Below are 17,758 nucleotides of genomic sequence, written 5' to 3'. Positions count from 1 at the left end.
TTCGATCGTCAAGATCGAATGATCGAAGAAGCGAAAATAGATTAGATCGATCTCCGTGATCGCCGGAGTAGTCTGACCTGTACGAATGACGTCCCTAACAGCGTGGGAGCCCGGTGTGCGGTTCACGGTCGACGAACGCCATGGGCGGATCCTTGAACTGGTCCGCCGGCATGGCAGCCTGCGGGTCACCGACCTTGCGCACCATCTGGGCATGTCCACGGTCACTCTGCGCCGCGATGTGGAAGCTCTGTCCACCGCGGGGCGGCTGGACCGGACGCGGGGCGCGGTCTCCTGGCCCGGCGCAGCGGCCGCCGCTTCCGTGCAGGGGCCGCATCTGATCCCGGAAGCGGGCCCGACGGACCTGGCCGACGGCGCAGGTGTCACCCTTGGCCTGGTGGTGCCGCAATCCCGGTACTACTTCGGAGAGATCATTCGAGGTGTGCGGGAGGAGGTCGAGTCGGCCGGCGGCCGACTCGTGCTCGGTTTCTCGGGCTATATCCCCGGTCAGGACGAGGAACAGGCGCGCAGGTTGCTGGACTCGGGCATCGACGGGCTGCTGCTGACTCCGGGCTGGATGCGGGACGGCTCCGAGGAGGACGCCCCTGACCTCGACTTCGGCGTTCCGACCGTCATGCTCGAACGCCGTGCGGCCGCCGGCACGCAGGCCGCCGAGTTCGACTTCGTCTGCTCGGACCACTACGCGGGAGTCGGGCTTGCGGTGCGTCATCTCGTCTCGCTCGGGCACCGCGACATTGCACTGTTGGCCGGCGGCAGTGCGACGGGGGTGCAGGTGCGGGACGGGTACGAGGCGGCGCTGCGGTCGGCGGGGATCGCCCGGCCGCCGATCGACCCCATTGATCTGTACGTGGGCGAGCTCGACACGGGCTACCTCGAGCGGGCGGCGAAGAAGCTGGTCAAGGCCGTCGACGCAGGGAAGGTGAGTGCGGCAGTCGTGCTCAGCGACACGGATGCCATCCTCCTGCTGCAGATCCTGCGCAGCCTCGAGCCGCAGCTCCGGATACCGCAGGACCTGGCGATCATTGCGTACGACGACGACGTGGCGGCCCTCTCCGACCTCCCGCTGACGGCGGTCGCACCGCCGAAGTACGAGGTCGGCCAGGAGGCCGTGCAGCTGCTTCTTCGGCGTGTGCGGGAGCGTCGGCAGGGGCAGCGGGCCGCTTCGAAACGGCACCTGGCCCTGCTGCCCGAGCTTCGTGTACGGCAGTCCTGTGGCGCCGAGTTGAAGAGCTAGTTAATTCGATCGAAATGATCGAAGGATCGAAACTTCGATCCTGACCCCTTGACTGCGATCGGAACGCTCGCCAGTATTCGGAACATCGCCGGAACGTCGGCGAAATTCGGAGCGCGCGGCGAGCCGCTCCTCTGCTCCCGTATCCCTCACGCGCCATGCCCCTTGGGCCGACGTGTGCCTCGAATCGGGCGCAGAGCACGCCGGACGCCATGGAGAGGGGAGCCGCATGTCGGTCGCAGTCAAGGAACCGGAGGCGCGCCGGCGAACACCGGTAGCCCTCGGCCGGCCCGGGAAGGAGAGCCGGCACACCGTCGGCCTCTGGACCCGGATACGCAGGGACCGCGCGCTCCTGCTGCTGATGGCGCCGGGTGTGCTGTTCTTCCTGGTCTTCCAGTATCTGGCGCTGTTCGGGAACGTGATCGCGTTCAAGGACTACATGCCGTTCCTGGGGGTGAAGGACAGCCCGTGGGTGGGTTTCGCGAACTTCCAGACGCTGTTCGGCGAGCCGGCGTTCTGGCATGCGGCGTCGAACACTGTGGTCATCTCGTTGGCGCAGCTCGTCTTCTACTTCCCCGTTCCGCTGGCCCTGGCCCTGCTGTTGCACAGTCTGATCCAGGGGCGGGTGCGCAAGTTCGTCCAGAGTGTGGTGTATCTGCCGCACTTCATCTCGTGGGTGATCGTGGTCGCTCTCTTCCAGCAGGTGCTGGGAGCGGACGGCGTCCTGAACGGTGCGCTGGGCGGATCCGACGGTCACTTGGTCGACGTCATCGGCAATCCGGACCTGTTCAAGCCCCTGATGGTGCTGGAGCTGATCTGGAAGGAGTGCGGCTGGGGCACCATCATCTTCCTTGCCGCGCTGGCCCAGGTCGACGGGGGTCTGTACGAGGCTGCGGCTCTGGACGGTGCGGGCCCGTGGCGCCGGTTCTGGCACGTGACACTCCCGGGGCTGCGTGCGGTGATCTTCCTGCTGCTGATCCTGCGCCTCGGCGACATCCTCTCGGTCGGCTTCGAGCAGATCCTGCTGCAACGCGACGCCTTCGGCCCCGACGTGTCCGAAGTGATCGACACCTATGTCTTCTACCACGGCATCCGCGACCAGAACTGGGGCGTGGCGGCCGCCGCCGCCCTGTTCAAGGGCGTGATCGGTGCCTGCCTGGTCTTCACCGCGAACAAGATCGCCCACCGGATGGGCGAGCAGGGGGTGTACCGCTGATGAGCGCTGCTGCTTCGGAGCACGCCGAGCGTCCGGCCTGGATGGAGAAGCCGAAGCCGGTCACCCAGGGGGTCAAGGGCCTGGCCCTGGTCGTCACCGTCCTGGTCGTGGTGGTCCCGTTCTGGGTCTTGATCGCCACCAGTTTCGCCCCGGACGAGCAGGTGATCGCCAACGGCGGCTATGCGCTCTGGCCGCACGAATGGACCTTCAGGGCGTACGAACTGGTCTTCTCCGGTGGGCAGATCCCACGGGCGCTCGCAGTTTCCGGGCTGGTCACCGTGGTCGGCACGGCGTTCAGCCTGGCGTGCACCGTGATGCTGGCGTACGCCCTGGCCCGGCCCGGTGTCGTCGGCGGCAAGCCGGTGATGCTGATGGTCCTGTTCACCTTTCTCTTCCCGGCCGGAATGATCCCGAGCTTCCTCGTGGTGAACGGCATGGGGCTGCGCAACACCTACTGGGCCCTGTTCCTCCCCGTCCTGATCAGCGCATTCAACCTGGTGGTGATGCGCGGCTTCTTCCAGGGCATCCCGGCCGAGCTCTTCGAGTCGGCCAAGATCGACGGCGCCGGTGAGCTGCGGACCCTGCTGACGATCGTCCTTCCCCTGTCCAAGGCGGTCGTCGCGGTGGTCGGACTCTTCTACGCGGTCGGCTACTGGAACGACTTCTTCCGCGCGATCCTCTACACCGACCAGGCGACGATGTGGCCACTGCAGACCTGGATGCGCACCTATGTGGTGCAGAGCCAGAACAGCCTGATCCAGGTCCAGGGCGGCGTCAGTGAGCAGATCCAGTTCGCTCCGCAGACCGTGAACATGGCTGTCGTGGTGCTCGCGACGGTGCCGATCCTCTGCGTATACCCCTTCATTCAGCGCTACTTCACCAAGGGCGTCCTCACCGGCGCCATCAAGAGCTGACTGACTCCCGCTCCCCCCTCACCGTTGACCCACCCCACCCCGCCCTGTTCGGGGCTCCTCATGAAGGATCGGTTCGTCATGTCCTCTGGTATCTCCCGCAGATCTGTCCTGCGCACGATTGGTATCGGCACTGCACTGGCTGCCACCGGCGTCTCGCTGTCCGCGTGCTCCAGCTCCAGCGGCGGCAGTGCTCTTGGCAACGAGGGCAAGAAGCTCGCGCCGTGGCCGACCTACACGCCTCAGCCCGATGCGCCGAAGCCGGACCTGGCCCCGACCGACAAGGGTGTGCAGCCGGGCTTCCTCTCGTATCCGAAGGAGCTGAAGCAGTCGGTCGCCGAGAAGCCGGGCGACGGCACCAAGGTGACGGTGTGGACGATCACGTGGGGTGCGCCGCCGAAGGCGAAGGAGAAGCACAAGCTGTGGCAGGCGTTGAACAAGGAACTCGGTGTCGACCTCGACCTGGTCGTGGTGCCCGCGATGGAGAGCAATCAGAAGTTCGCCACGCTCGTCGCCGGCGGTGATCTGCCGGACATCATTGCTGTGTCGGCCAACCTGCCCAACCCGACCGAGCTGATCGCCGCCAAGTGCCAGGACCTGACCGAGTTCGTCTCCGGGGACGCCATCAAGGAGTACCCGAACCTGGCCGCCATCCCCACCTACGCCTGGAAGGCCGCCGGCCGGATCGGCGGCAGGCTCTACAAGCTTCCGGTCGAGCGCTCCCGCATCGGGCACTCGCTCTCCGCCAACCTGGAACGCCTCAAAGAGGCCGGGATCTGGGTCCCCGAAATCGGCGGGATCGCGGTCGACGACTTCACCAAGGGCATGCAACAGATCTCCGGCCGCAAGAAGTGGGCCATGGGCGTGGCCGGCCTGGGTGCCTTCGGCTTCAACTCCATCGTGCCCGCCTTCGGCGCCCCCAACCAGTGGGCGATCAAGAACGGCCAGTTCACCAGCTACCTCGACACGGACGAGTTCAAGGCGGGCATCGAGCAGCTGGCCAAGTGGCAGAAGGCCGGTGTCTTCCGTGCCGACCCGCTCTCCCACGACGCCACGCTTGGCACCGACTTCCAGACCGGTATCACCGCCACGGTCTCCCGTGCCAACGCTGACTTCTTCGGCAACGCCGTCGCCATCAAGGACGGCTTCACGCTGGAGACCGTCCGCCCGTTCAAGCCGTCCAACGGCGCACAGCCCGGCCACTGGTTCTCGCCCGGCGCCGACTACCAGACCGTCCTGAAGAAGGCTCCCAAGGACCGCATCAAGCTGCTGCTGCGGGTCCTTGACTACCTGGCCGCACCGTTCGGCACCAAGGAGTACGAGCTGATCAACTACGGTGTCGAAGGAACCCACTTCGACAAGCGTGCCGCCGACGGCAGCCCGGTGCTGAACGAGCTTGCACTCAACGGCGACAACAAGGACACCCTGGGTGTCGGCTTCCTGGCCTGCCCCCAGCAGGTGATCTTCCTGCCCGCCTCCGTCCCCGACGGGGCCGACCTCGTGAAGCGTCGTCATGCCTTCCAGTCCGAGATCGCCGAGGTCGGCATCGCCGACCCGTCGGTGGGGCTGCTGTCCAAGACCTGGAACGCCAAGCTCAACGAGCTGATGCTGCTCAAGGAAGACACGATCAAGGCAATCATCATGGGCCGCAAGCCCCTCTCCGCCTGGGACGCCATGGTCAAGGACTGGAAGGCCAAGGGCGGCGACAAGGCCGCCGACGAATTCGCCAAGGAGTACGCCGCCGCCCAAAAGGCCTGACCCCGCAGACCAGGTGGGGCCCTCTCCCGACCCCCCTCCCCGATCGGGGGAGGGCCCCACCTAACCCGCTCACTCAGGTCCCCCAGAGGGCTGTCCGTGATGTCTTCGAACGGGCACGACCCCACCGTCACGCTCGTCGTCGCTCTCGGCTGAGCCGCCAAGGGCGAGGGGCCGGCCCACCAGGGTGGTCGGCCGCGATCTGAACGCCCAAATACGGCAGGCCCGTTCCCTCTACGGGCTCGCTTTCCCGCAACACAAGGAGGAGACAATGCAACGACGCAAGGTCCGATCCGTCCAGCACGCAGCCTTGAGCGCCCTGCGCATACGCACGTTGGCTGCCGCGGCAGGTCTTCTGGCGGCGACGCTCACCGTCCCAAGCGCCACCCCCGCGCAGGCGGCCGGTTTCGTCGATCCCGACACCCCGGTCGGCGTCCGGCCCAACGGCGGCAGCTCCCACGCAACACTCGTCTTCAGCGATGAGTTCTACGGCACCTCGCTCGACAGCTCCAAGTGGTCTTCGGTGGATTCGAAGCGCCGGGACGGCGAGTACTTCGACAGCTGGTGGAAGCCGTCGAACGTCAAGGTCAACCCCAACCCCAATTCCATCAACGGCGGCAACCTGTGGATCTCGCTGTCGAAGCTCAGCGACACCGAGTACGCCACGGGTGAGATCGAGGGCCGGGGAAAGTTCGAGTTCACCTACGGCACCGTCGAGTGGCGGGCGCAGATGCCGCCCAACAACGATCTCTTCGGCGCCCTGTGGATGATGCCCCCCGGCGGTGTCAACGGCGTGGACGGCACGGCCCGCGACGGTGGCGAGTACGACGTCATCGAAAGCACCTCCGCGTCGGACAGCTACGGCAACACCATCCACTACGACGGCTACGGTGCCGACCACAAGGCCTCATCGGTGTCTGTCAACTCCCCTGGCCTGCACAGTGGTTACCACACCTACACCGTCGAATGGCGGCCGGACCGGATCATCTACCGGTACGACAGCACCATCGTGCGGGACATCACCGACCCGAAACTCATCAGCCAGGTCCCCATGTTCCCGGTGATCTCGAGCGAGTCCGCCGAGTGGGCCGCCGGCTCCATCTACGACGCCCCTCTGGACTACCGCTCCAACATGTACGTCGACTACATCCGCGTCTGGCAGTAGCGCCAACCGCTTTGACAGCAGCGGCGGTGTGCCACGGACCGAAGCCCGTGGCGCACCACCACTGCTCGCCCCCAATCCCTTCGGAGGCCCACATGACAATGACGTCCTGGTCCCGCCGCGGTTTCCTCGGCGCCACAGTAGGTGCTGCCCTGGCGCTCACCCTCGTCCCGGCTTCTCCCGCCTTTGCCGCCGACGAGTACGACACCCTGCGTCTGAGATGGCGGGAGCTGCTCCTCGGCACCGGGATCGACGCCTCGGATCCGCTCTTCGTCTCCCGCCTGGCCACACTGGGCACGCAGGCCACCACGTACCGCTCGTCCATGGCTCCGTCGAGCACCTCGCTGTGGGTCGATCTGCCGTACTCCTCGGTGGGCGGGGACCCGGTCACGGGCAGCTTCAACCGGCTCAAGACCATGGCGCTGGCCTGGTCCCTGCCCGGCACCGGGCTGACCGGCCACGCCTCGCTCGCCTCCGACATCGTCGCCGGCCTGGAGCATGTGCACACCAATGTCTACAACGCCTCCTTCACCCTGCCTTCCAGCAACTGGTGGTGGAACGCGGAGATCGGCGCCCCGCAGGCACTGCTCGACGCCTGTGTGCTGATGTACGACAAGCTTTCGGCCGCGCAGATCGCCAACTACTGCGCGGCAATCGACCACTTCCTGCCCGAGTCCGAGCTGACGTCGTACTCGGGGCACAGCACCGGTGCCAACCGGGTCGACTTCTGCCGGGTCTTCGCCCTGCGCGGTGTGGTCGGCAAGACCTCCGCGAAGATCGTCTCGGGCCGGAACGGGCTCTCCCCGGTCTTCCCGTACGTCACCTCCGGCGACGGCTTCTACACCGACGGCTCGTTCATCCAGCACACCAGGATCCCGTACACCGGCTCCTACGGCGCGGTGCTGGTCAGCGGTCTGGCCTGGATATTCGCTCTGCTCAAGGGCTCCACCTGGGACGTCACCGACGGCAGCAAGCAACTGATGCTGGACGCGGTCGAGGACTCCTTTGCGCCGTTCCTCTACAACGGCGTATTCATGGACAATGTCATGGGCCGGGCGATCAGCCGGGGCCTGTCCGCCACCAGCACCAACGGCTTCCCCAGCAGCGACCACTCGCGCGGCCAGGGCGCCATGGCCGCCATCCTCATGCTGGGGATGGGTGCGAGCTCCACCGAGCAGGCCCGCTGGAAGGGCCTGGTCAAGGGCTGGCTGCAGCGCGACTACTTCCTCACCCTGGAGAACAACCTCTCCCTCGATGTCGCCTCGCTCTCCCGGTTGAGGTCGGTGCGCGACGACGCCGCGGTGGCGGCGGTGGCGGAACCGAGCGGGCACCGGCTCTTCGCGGCGATGGACCGCGCCACGCACCGCCGTCCCGCCTGGGCCGCCACACTGTCGATGTGCTCGGCGCGGACCGCGTTCTACGAGTTCGGCAACCAGGAGAACAAGCGCGGCTGGCACACCAGTTCCGGAATGCTGTACTGGTGGAAGGACGTCACGCTCGGGCAGTTCTCCGACGCGTTCTGGCCCACCGTCGACCCTTACCGGCTGTCCGGAACCACCGTTTCCAAGAAGGCCCTGGCCGACGGCGCGGGCGGTGACTTCGGCGGGCCGGCGCCGACCTCCAGCTGGGCGGGCGGCGCCACTGACGGCACGTACTCGGCCATCGGCATGGACATCCGCGGACTACAGTCCACCCTCGCCGGACGCAAGTCCTGGTTCTTCCTCGACGATTCGATCGTCTGCCTGGGCGCCGGGATCGGCTGCGCGGACGGCACCGGGGTCGAGTCCATCGTGGAGAACCGCAACCTCGGTGCATCCGGCACTCACACCTTCACCGTGGACGGCACTGCGCAACCGTCCACGCTGGGCTGGTCCGCAACGCTGACCGGCGCCAAGTGGGCCACTCTCGCCGGCATGGGCAGCTACGTCTTCCCCGGCGGCGCCACGGTCAAGGCGCTGCGCGCCGAGCGCACCGGCGCGTGGAGCGACATCAACAACGGCGGCTCCGCCACTCCACTGACCCGCCGCTACCTCACCCTGTGGTTCGACCACGGCACCAACCCCAGCGGCGGCAGCTACTCCTACATCCTCATGCCCGGCGCCGACGTCTCCGCCGGCTCCGCGCGGGCCGCTGACACCAACTGGCTGACGATCCTGGCCAACTCGGGCAACCAGCAGGGCATCCGGGTGCCCTCCCTCGGCTACACCGCGGTCAACTTCTACGGCACCGGCACGATCGACATGTTGACCTCCAACGGCGCAGCCAGCGTCATGACCCGGGAATCGGGCACCACCGGCACGCTGTGTGTCTCCAATCCCACCAAGACTGTGACCAGCCTCGACATCACCTGGAACCGGCCGGTCTCCGCCGTGGTTTCCAAGGACTCGTCCGTGACCGTCCTGGCCGCCGGATCCTCGCTGCAACTGCGTATCGATACCAGCGCCAAGACCGGCGCCACTCACAAGATCACCGTCACCCTCGCCTGACCCCCACAGACCGCGGTCACGCTGGGCGGAGGCAGGCCCTCCGCCGCGGACAGCGGCCCGACTGTCCGCTCCTCACCGACCGGCCCGGAGGAGTAACACCCCTGTCACTCATACAAGGAGGTCTGAGCGCGCACCCCTATGACGTTCACCGCTGCCGTCGCCGCAGGGCTGCTGGCCACCACACTGCTGTTCACACCGCCCGCGGACGCCCTCATCAGCCAGGTGCCGATGTTCCCGATGATCTCCCACGAGGCCGCCGAGTGGGCGGACGGCAGCATCTACGACGCCCACCTCGACTATCGCTCCAACATGTACGTCGACTACATCCGCGTCTGGCAGTAGAGAGCACCCCCTCACGTCAGCAGTATTCCCCCCACTCCAGGAGGAGGACTCTTGCAAAGTCGCACGGTCCGATTCATCCCCCGCGCCCTGCGCGCACGCCTGTCCCCACTCGCCGCAGGCGCCACCGCGATGATGCTGCTCACGGCGACGCCCGCCCATGCATCGGTCATCTGGGACGGTGACGCGTCCAATGGATCCGGTGTCTTCGCCGATGTTCTCTGCGACTCCCCGAACTACCTCTACACCACCGACTGGAATGACGGTCGCGGAGACATCTTCGGCTTCGTCAACAAGGCCGGCCAGGTGCGCTGCGAAGGACACAGCGTACGAGTAGGGGGTTCGGAGTACCAGTTCACCGGCGGCAAGACGTACTGGTTCGGCTGGGAGTCCCAGACCCTCACCGGCGACATGGGCACGGTCTTCCAGTGGAAGTCCAACGGCACCGGTGAGCAGCACCAGCAGAACTACCCCGTGATCATGATGGTCCTCGGGAACCAGCTCCGCGTCTGGTACGTCGCGCCGGGCGAGGAGTGGATCGGTGTCGGCAGCGGTGCCTGGACGCCCGGCGCCTGGCACAGGATCAAGCTGGGCATCAATGCGCAGTCGTCCACCACCGGTTCGTTCCAGGTCTATCTGGACGGCAGCCTGATCGTCGATCAGAAGAACGTGCGGACCTGGGACGACCTCGGCAACAAGCCCCGCTGGGGCTCGTACGACTCCAATGTCACCGACACCGACCAGGTCAACTGGATCAACGGTCTGAAGATGGGCACGACCAGCAGCGACGTCTAGGGCCTCTCGTTTGGATCATGCTGGGCTCGCCGGGTCTGGCACGCATATCTGCCGCGTTGTCGTCAGTCGCCGAGGCTCCGCGTGGGCTCGTTCCTCCGCCTTGCAGCTGCACGCACCAGACCTCGCTCCCTGATCCAGCCTGATCCAAACGAAAGACCCTGGCCCGAACCCCCAAGACGTGGGCCCGCCGTCGGCGGCGGGCCCACTCCACCCTCGGCACGTGTGCTCCCACCCGCGCCGTGGTTTCGACTTCCCACCGGAGGAAAGCCCGTGTCCAGATCCACCTCGCCGCGCCTGACCCGGATCGCCATAGTGGGCGCGGCCCTGGCGGGCACCCTCGCTGTGGCCGTGCCCGCACCCTCGTACGCCGCCGAACTCATCACCAACGGCGACTTCGAGCAGGTCGCCGCAGACGGCAGCGTTGTCGGCTGGCCGCAGAGTGAGAACAGGGCCAGCGGCCACGCCACGATCGTGGACGGCGCGGGCCCCGACGGCAGCCGGGCCCTCGCCCTCGACCTCGGCGACCCGGGCGACAAGGCCGCGGTCGGTCAGGACATTCCCATCGCCGACAGCACCACGTTCCAGGCGTACCGGATCACCTTCGACGAGCGCGCCGTCGGTCTCTCCGGCTACGGCGGCGACCTGTGGGCCCGCAACTTCGGCCACGACGCAATCGTCGGCCGGATCACCGGCAACACAGGCTGGCGCAAGGCCGACGCCGTCGTCCTCGCCCGGCCCGGCGCCAAGGCCGTCAACCTGCTCCTCGCCCTCGAGCAGACCACCGGCCGCATGCTCATCGACAACGTCAAGGTCGAGCACATCGAGGGCAACGCCGTGGGGGCCAACATCCAGCCCACCGGCGCCGTCCAGCTCACCTGGCACTTCGCCGCGATCGAGGACACCCCGGCCTCGTACCAGGTGCACCGATCGACCCACGCGGACTTCACCCCGAGCGAGAAGACCCTGATCCGCGAGGTCCCCAACGCGTGGACCGCAGAGGACGGTTCGGCCCGACCCGGTCAGCGCTACACCTACAAGGTCGTCGCTCTCGCCGCGGACGGCACGAAGCTGGCCACCACCTTCCCCGAGACCATCACCATGCCCTCGGCCTTCTTGGACGAGCAGCAGACGAATGTGCTGACGGCGACCGAGGACGGCGAGGGCGCTCGCCTCGCGTGGCGGCTCAAGGCGGGCGCCAGGGGCCCGGTGACGCTGTACGAAGGTGGCCCCGAGGTCGCCGACGGCAAGCTGCACAAGGCCCGCAAAGTCTGCACGTACGGCGGCCACGGAACCATCGGCGGTGTCACGCTGCGGGGCGGGGAGCGCCGCGGCGCCACCGGTTTCGCAGTCGTCGGACAGGGCGGCAAGGTCCTCGGCACCGCGAGCCTGGCGAGCCTGCAGCACCCGCGGATGGGGGTCACCGACGACAAACTCGTCGCCATCCGCGCCGCGATCCAGCAGGACGGTACCCCCAAGTCGACGTACAACAGCATCGTCAACCGGGTCGCCAAGGGCCTGCCTGGCTACAACTACCGCCCGGGCGAGGCACAGGCTTCCTGGGCCCAGGACGCCGCCCTCCTCTACCAGGTCAGCCAGGACCCGGCCTATGCCCAGACCGCCTACGACGCGCTCATCGAGTCCGGCCGGACCATGCCGTTCATCAACGGCACCGCGTACTCCGGGTCCGCGGCCCTGGAGACCGCCAACGCCGCAGGGCCGCTGGCCGCCACGTACGACTGGGCGTACCCGAGCTGGACACCCGAGCAGCGCGCCGAGGCACAGAAGGTACTGCAGCGCGTCGCCGCCTATCTGGAGGTCTCGTACCACCCGAACTTCGACCTGCCGACCAAGCAGAGCAACTGGACCGCCGTGGTGCGTGGCGCAGAGCTGTCCCTGCGGCTCGCCGTGCGCGGCGACGGTCCGTTCGATCTTCAGGAGTACCGGATCCCGCAGCTGATCGATGCGCTCGGCCGGCACCTGGACACCGCCTATACCGACGCGGGCTGGGACCAGGAGGGCGCGGACTACTTCAGTTACGGACTCGGCGTCGGAGCGCCCGCTGTCGTCGGCTCCATCGACGCCGGAATCGGGGCACTCAAGGCGAAGTGGCAGCGGCCCGCATTCGCGAATCTGGTGATGCACAGCGCCTCGGCGCAGGCCGACAACGCCCGGCTGCAGTGGGGTGTCTCCACCACCACCGGTGCGGTGCCCATCCCCGGCCTGATCTTCACTCAGGTGCCCGCCGATCAGCGGGCGGCGTGGCTGTGGCAGTACGAGAAGACGGTCGGCGGCGGTGGCGGTGCCTACGGCCTGCTCAATTACCCGTACGGGGTCACTCCGCGGGACCCCGACGAAGGCCCGGCGGCCGTGCGTTCGGCGCTCTTCGATGACCACAGCGGCTCGTACCTCTTCCGCAGCCGCTACCAGGACAAGGACGACGTCCTGGTCGGCGCTCAGAACCGCAACGACACCCATATCGGCTGGGGAGGATTCGACACCTTCGCTCTGTCGCTGGTCGGCCAGGACGTGACCTGGGCCCGGCAGCCGGCCAAGGACTACGCCAAGCGGGAGCTGTTCTCCAAGCCGCTGATCGACGGCTTCCCCGAGATGCGCAGCACGGACAGCATCGCGGGCAAGGGCGAGACCCTGGAGTCCCGGGCCTACGCCGGCCAGGGCGGCGGTTACGTCTCCCTCGACGGACACCTCAACTACGAGCTGGCCAAGGCTCACCGCGACCTGGCGGTCGATCTGCGCCCGGTCGGCGGGGCAGATTCCGTCATTGCCGTGCACGATGAGTTCGCGGACTCCGCCTCACACCGTTACGACTGGCAGTTGGCTCCCGAGGCCGGCACGACGATCACCTTCGGTGAGGCCGAGTCGGGTGCGAAGACCTTCCTCTTCAAGAAGGGGGAGGGGTACCTCAAGGGCTGGATCCTCGCCCCCGAAGGCGCTGAACTCTCAGTGGAAAAGGGCGCGTTCAAGGTGACCCGCAGTGGCACGGACTCCGACTTCAAGATCGTCCTGGCCGTCGGCAAGGGCACTCCGCCCACGGCCACCACATTCGGTGATGCGCTGACGCTCGGTGACACCACCTATGACCTCGGCAATCTCAAGGGTTTCAGTCCGGCTGGGGGCTGACCGAACTCCGCGGGAGCCGCTGGTACCTGACGATCGGCGGCTCCCGCGGTACTAGGCCGGCACGGTCTCACTGCGCATCGGCAGGTTCGAGGCGCACTGACACACAGGGGCTCGTTTCCCTCCACGTTCCACCGGCCCGCCGTCGGCGGCGGGCCGGTGTTCCCCCCTCAACCAAGGAGGACAGTTGCAGAGTCGCAGAGTCCGATCCCGGCTTCGCGCACCACGCATCGCGAAGCTCATCCGCAGCGTCGCGGTCCTTGCCGCAACGCTGCTCATAGGCGTGCTACCGGCCCTCAGCAGCCCGGCGTCGGCCGCGGCGAGCTTCCCCGTCTTCGTCAATGAACGTGGCGCGAACCGGCCGACTTTGGAGCAGTACGGCTCGACCCGCTCCACGGTCGTGTACGACGTCTTCGCCTTCACCTGCGACACGGCAGGCTGCTATTCCAACGGCGGGGCGCTCCCGTCCGAGGCCACGTACGAGGCCAAGGTCAAGGAGTACATGGGCGCGAGCCAGTTCGGTGGCGCGGCCACCGCTCCGGTCGTGCTCGACTTCGAGTCGATCGAGCTCACCCAGGTGCCTACGGGCCAGGCGGCGACCAACGCGTACAACCTGTGGCGGCAGCTGCTGACCTGGACCCACACCGCCGCGCCCTCGGCGCCGGTCTGCCACTACGGCTACGACTGGCAGACTCGCAACCAGGACCTGATCAAGCAGTTGCACACGGACAACCTGCTCAACTGCTTTGCACCGCGCGCATACTTCAACGACGGTCAGACATTGGCCAGTTGGGACAGCACGCTCGACAGCTCCATCGCCCGCGACCGGGCGATGGCACCGAGTCACCCGATCTACCCGTACGTCAGCCCAACGGCGTTCCCCTCCGAGACCTATGTGGCCGGCAACACCTGGGCGCACATGTTCGCGCAGGTGAAGGCCAAGACGGAGGGTGTTGTCATCTGGGAGCCCAGCGCCAGCAACGCCAATGCCTGCCCATGGATTTCGCAGCATTCATACGAGATGGGAGTCATCACCAACACCGGCAGCAGCGGCCCGCTCACGGCCACCGCGTCACCGCCGAGCGGCAACTGCACCGTGACCCGCGGGACCACCATCACCGTCCCGGTCACCATCACCAACACCGCCACGTCCACCACCGCCGCCACCCAGATGCAGAGCTTCGCCGACACCCTGGGCTTCTCCGGCAGCTGGCAGTACTGGAACGTGCCCTCGCTCGCACCGGGCGCAAGCTGGTCGACATCACTGCCCATGGCGATCGCATCGACCCAGACCGCCGGCACGGCGCTGCTGCACATCCGCACCGGCCTCAGCGACACCCGCTGGGCGGTGATCGTCCAGTGACCGTGGTCCGAAGCATCCGGTTCGAGAGGTAGGCGTTCGTACCGGACGTGACGGTTCCACCGCCACGAGCTCCGTTCAGATCTGCGGAGCTCGTGGCGCGTCGGGCGGCCGTCGGGCAAGGCCGTCTCGGGGCGCCCGGACCGGCAGTGGACAGAACTGCCGGCCCGGCCGGTCCAGCCGCGCGGCCGGCGTGGTCAGGCCTGACCGGTGTCGAACCGGCTGACCTTGCCGTCCTCGATCGTGAAGGCCCACGTGGTGCGCATGGCGCCCCAGGTGTCGTTGCGGTACCGGGCGACCAGGGACAGCCCGTCGTCCGTCTGGGACTCGACCTCCATATGCCCGTTGGAGGAGAAGACCTCCCGCTCGGTCCACTCGTCCAGGTCCCGCTCGGACCCGTCGTCGGACATAGTCGCGGCGGGGGCGAGAGCAGCCCGGAAGGCGTCCCGGTCATGTGCGTTGACCGCCTCCACGAGGGCGCGGACGGCGGGCTCGGTCAGCTGCGAGGTCGGGATCATGAGGTTCCTCATCCCTGTGTTTCCTGTTGTGCATGGGCATTCCTGTCATGCCTGGTCGTCGAGCCCCGCGCGGTACGCGATCCGCGCGGCCTGCACGCGGCTGTCCGCACCCAGTTTCGCGAGGATGCTGCTGACGTGGCCCTTGACCGTGCCCTCGGTCATGCCGAGCGCCGAGGCGATGTCGGTATTGGTCAGCCCGCGTGCGAGCAGCCGCAGCACCTCGTGCTCACGCGGGCTGAGGGAGGCGATTCTGCTCTCCTCTTCGGGGTCGGTCCGCGAGGCGCGGTCCGCCAGGCCGTCCACCAGACGGCGGGCCACGGGTGGGCCGAGCGCGGAATGACCGCCGTGCACGTCGCGGATGGCGCGTAGCAGGTCGTCGGGCGGCGTGTCCTTGAGCAGGAAACCTACCGCTCCGGCGCGTAGCGCGACCCGTACGGACTCGTCCTCGTGGAATGTTGTGAGCATGAGGATCCGTGGTGGGTGCGGGAGGTTCAGAAGGCGTGCGATGGACTCGAGTCCGTCGAGCCTCGGCATACGGACGTCGAGAAGGACCACGTCCGGCTGGAGCTCCCCGGCCCGGGTCACCGCCTCCTCGCCGTCGACGGCTTCGCCGCACACTTCGATGTCGGGGCTGGAGTCCATGATCCAGGTCAGCCCGCGGCGCGTGATTTCGTTGTCGTCGGCGAGCAGGACACGGATGGTCATGACACTCCTCGTCGATGGGGAATGAAGGCCGACACGAGGAATCCGTCGCCGTCCGGCCCCGCTGTGAGTGTCCCGCCAAGGAGCTCGACGCGCTCGGTCAGGCCGACGAGCCCGTGCCCGCCGCTCGGCAGGTCCGCCGACGGGTGACCGGTCGGCGCGCCGTTGCCGACGCTGACATGCACCCCGTCGCTCCGGCAGTCCACGTCGATGCGTACTTGAGCGCCCGGCGCGTGCTTCGCGGCATTGGTCAGGGATTCCTGGACGATCCGGTGCACGGCGCGCTGCACGGGCGCCGACAGGGTCTCGGGGTGGCCGTTGACCTGCAGCTGAACCGATTGGCCGCGTTCGGTCGCATGGGCCACGATCCCGGGCAGCTGGGCGACGTCCGGCTGCGGTGTGGTGGGGGCCCGGTGGACAGGATGGCCCACGGACAGCACGCCGAGAATCTCGCGCAGCTCCTCCAGTGCCTGGCGGCCGTCGGACCTGATGAGCTCGGCGGTACGGACCACATCCGGATGACCGGCCGCGGGGCCCACCTGCAGCGCGCCCGCTGCCAGCACCATGTTGCTGACCCGGTGGCCCACCACGTCGTGCATCTCGCGGGCGATGGCCGCGCGCTCCTCCGCCCGCGCCCGCTCGTCGAGGACGAGATGTTCGCGCTCCAGGTCGGCCACGCGTGCCTGTGTAGTGGCCGTCAGATCACGCCGCACCGCGACCACGTACCCGACAGCCAGCGGGCCGAGGATCAGTGCCAGTGAGTACGCCGCCTCGCGCACCCCGGCGTCCGGCAGCCCGCCGCGCAGTCCGGCGATGCCCGCGGCGAAGCCTGCCACGGTGTACGCGGCGAGGATCCGCGGTCGGCGATGCACTGTGCCGATTGTGTACATGGCGACCGCCAGTGCGGCCGGCGTGAACGTCATGACATACGCGACGAGCACCACGGCGGCCACCAGGTCGGGGCGGCTCCTGCGCCACCACAGCGTGGCGCCCACGGCGCCCGATGCAGCCGCGATCACGGGCGTCGGCAGCCCTGTGAGCAGCCCACTGGACGGCTTGACCCAGGAATCGACGACACCCAGGGCAATGGCTGTGACGGTGACCAGCGCATCCACGCGACGCGGCGACCAATGGGACCTTTCCTGCGCGCGCATGCCGTCACCGTAGATCGGCGGTGGCCCGTCCGGCTCGGCGACGAGCTGGCCCGTTAACCCGTTCGGGCCGTCGGCAGGCCCGCGGCGCGGTGCCGGGCGACGATGGGTACGTGAGGCACACGACATGATCACGGTTCTGCTCGCGGACGACGACCCGGCGGCACGGCAGGGGCTCCGCACGATCATCGACTCGAGCCCGGACACAAGGGTCGTCGCCGAGGCATGGGACGGCCGGTCGGCTGTCGACCAGGCACGGCGGCTGCTGCCGGACGTCGTGGTCATGGACGTACGGATGCCGGGGGCCGACGGTATCGCCGCCACCCGCGAGCTGCGCGAGCTGCCCACACCGCCCGCCGTGCTGATCCTTACGACGTTCGGCCTCGAGGAGTACGTGGAACAGGCGCTGAAGGCGGGCGCGTCCGGTTTTCTGATCAAGGACACGCCGCCCGCCGAGCTGCTGAGCGCCCTACGCGGCCTCGCCGAGGGACACGCCGTCTTCGCTCCCGAGGTCACCGGTCAGGTCATCGATCTCACCACCGGTGAAGTCCAGCCACCCACCGACTCCGAGTACGCCGAGCTCATCGCTTCCCTGACTGAACGTCAGGTTGCGGTGCTCCGCTTGCTCGCCCTCGGCCTGTCCAACGCGAACATCGCCACCGAACTCGGCATGACCGAGGGCACGGTGAAGGGGCATGTGACGCAGTTGCTCGCGCGGCTCGGGGTCACGAACCGCGTGGCGGCCGCCCGAATCGCCTACCGGGCGGGACTCTCCACAGGGGACGTCTGACCTCGACCCACCCCCGTCGAAGGTGAGGGGCGCACCCGACGAAAGGCGCGCCTGGGCACGATGTGCGCCGGGCGACGATGAAAGCGTTGCCCGTACGCGAGGTGTCTGTCCACCCTGCGCACGGCTGCCGGGCGGCGCTGCCCGGACCGGGGGAGACCACCTTCCCCGCGCGGAGTCGCCCCTTTCGCC

The 17,758-nt window shown here is 67.8% G+C and carries 14 protein-coding genes; 11 read left to right on the top strand and 3 right to left on the bottom strand.

The window, feature by feature from the left end:
* The first annotated feature begins 85 nt into the window (after window positions 1-85).
* The 10 genes from ACIA8E_RS27490 to ACIA8E_RS27445 all read left to right on the top strand — a co-directional run bounded on the left by ACIA8E_RS27490 (window position 86) and on the right by ACIA8E_RS27445 (window position 14,411).
* Window positions 86-1,252: a substrate-binding domain-containing protein gene (locus tag ACIA8E_RS27490; protein WP_399301980.1), complete on the top strand. Its 1,167-nt coding sequence runs from the start codon at window positions 86-88 to the stop codon at window positions 1,250-1,252.
* A 226-nt stretch (window positions 1,253-1,478) separates the two neighbouring features.
* A complete protein-coding gene (locus ACIA8E_RS27485; RefSeq protein WP_399301979.1) occupies window positions 1,479-2,465 on the top strand; it encodes an ABC transporter permease in 987 nt (328 codons plus the stop codon).
* Complete coding sequence (locus ACIA8E_RS27480; protein WP_399301978.1) at window positions 2,465-3,379, top strand: carbohydrate ABC transporter permease; 915 nt, start codon at window positions 2,465-2,467, stop codon at window positions 3,377-3,379. Before ACIA8E_RS27485 ends, ACIA8E_RS27480 begins: the two co-directional genes overlap by 1 nt.
* 78 nt (window positions 3,380-3,457) lie before the next feature.
* Window positions 3,458-5,134, top strand: coding sequence for a sugar ABC transporter substrate-binding protein (locus tag ACIA8E_RS27475; protein ID WP_399301977.1), 1,677 nt, complete (start codon window positions 3,458-3,460; stop codon window positions 5,132-5,134).
* Between the two features lie 268 nt (window positions 5,135-5,402).
* Entirely contained in the window at window positions 5,403-6,296 is an 894-nt protein-coding gene (locus ACIA8E_RS27470) for a family 16 glycosylhydrolase (RefSeq protein WP_399301976.1), read from the top strand.
* A 98-nt stretch (window positions 6,297-6,394) separates the two neighbouring features.
* A complete protein-coding gene (locus tag ACIA8E_RS27465; RefSeq protein WP_399302019.1) occupies window positions 6,395-8,779 on the top strand; it encodes a polysaccharide lyase 8 family protein in 2,385 nt (794 codons plus the stop codon).
* Between the two features lie 138 nt (window positions 8,780-8,917).
* Entirely contained in the window at window positions 8,918-9,121 is a 204-nt protein-coding gene (locus ACIA8E_RS27460) for a hypothetical protein (RefSeq protein ID WP_399301975.1), read from the top strand.
* A 51-nt stretch (window positions 9,122-9,172) separates the two neighbouring features.
* Window positions 9,173-9,913, top strand: coding sequence for a heparin lyase I family protein (locus ACIA8E_RS27455; RefSeq protein WP_399301974.1), 741 nt, complete (start codon window positions 9,173-9,175; stop codon window positions 9,911-9,913).
* Window positions 9,914-10,183: 270 nt separating this feature from the next.
* Complete coding sequence (locus ACIA8E_RS27450; RefSeq protein WP_399301973.1) at window positions 10,184-13,051, top strand: hypothetical protein; 2,868 nt, start codon at window positions 10,184-10,186, stop codon at window positions 13,049-13,051.
* A gap of 184 nt (window positions 13,052-13,235) precedes the next feature.
* Entirely contained in the window at window positions 13,236-14,411 is a 1,176-nt protein-coding gene (locus ACIA8E_RS27445) for a hypothetical protein (protein WP_399301972.1), read from the top strand.
* 194 nt (window positions 14,412-14,605) lie between these two features.
* Here ACIA8E_RS27445 and ACIA8E_RS27440 read toward each other — a convergent pair whose 3' ends face one another.
* From ACIA8E_RS27440 to ACIA8E_RS27430, 3 genes are read right to left on the bottom strand one after another with little or no spacing between them, the layout of a single operon-like run.
* The gene (locus ACIA8E_RS27440; protein WP_399301971.1) at window positions 14,606-14,938 is read right to left on the bottom strand and encodes a nuclear transport factor 2 family protein; all 333 of its coding nucleotides are present in this window, start codon (window positions 14,936-14,938) and stop codon (window positions 14,606-14,608) included.
* A gap of 33 nt (window positions 14,939-14,971) precedes the next feature.
* Window positions 14,972-15,631: a response regulator gene (locus ACIA8E_RS27435; RefSeq protein ID WP_399301970.1), complete on the bottom strand. Its 660-nt coding sequence runs from the start codon at window positions 15,629-15,631 to the stop codon at window positions 14,972-14,974.
* Window positions 15,628-16,782, bottom strand: a complete 1,155-nt coding sequence (locus tag ACIA8E_RS27430; protein WP_399301969.1) for a sensor histidine kinase — start codon at window positions 16,780-16,782, stop codon at window positions 15,628-15,630. The genes ACIA8E_RS27435 and ACIA8E_RS27430 overlap by 4 nt, the downstream gene beginning before the upstream one ends.
* Before the next feature lie 124 nt (window positions 16,783-16,906).
* Here ACIA8E_RS27430 and ACIA8E_RS27425 point away from each other — a divergent pair, with 124 nt between their 5' ends.
* Window positions 16,907-17,569: a response regulator gene (locus ACIA8E_RS27425; RefSeq protein WP_399301968.1), complete on the top strand. Its 663-nt coding sequence runs from the start codon at window positions 16,907-16,909 to the stop codon at window positions 17,567-17,569.
* Window positions 17,570-17,758: the final 189 nt, after the last annotated feature.

The organism is Streptomyces sp. NPDC051664, assembly GCF_044453545.1.
In the GTDB taxonomy this organism is placed as follows: Bacteria; Actinomycetota; Actinomycetes; order Streptomycetales; family Streptomycetaceae; genus Streptomyces.
Note: the sequence above shows the minus strand (reverse complement) of the source record. Positions and strands in the feature narration are given on the sequence as shown.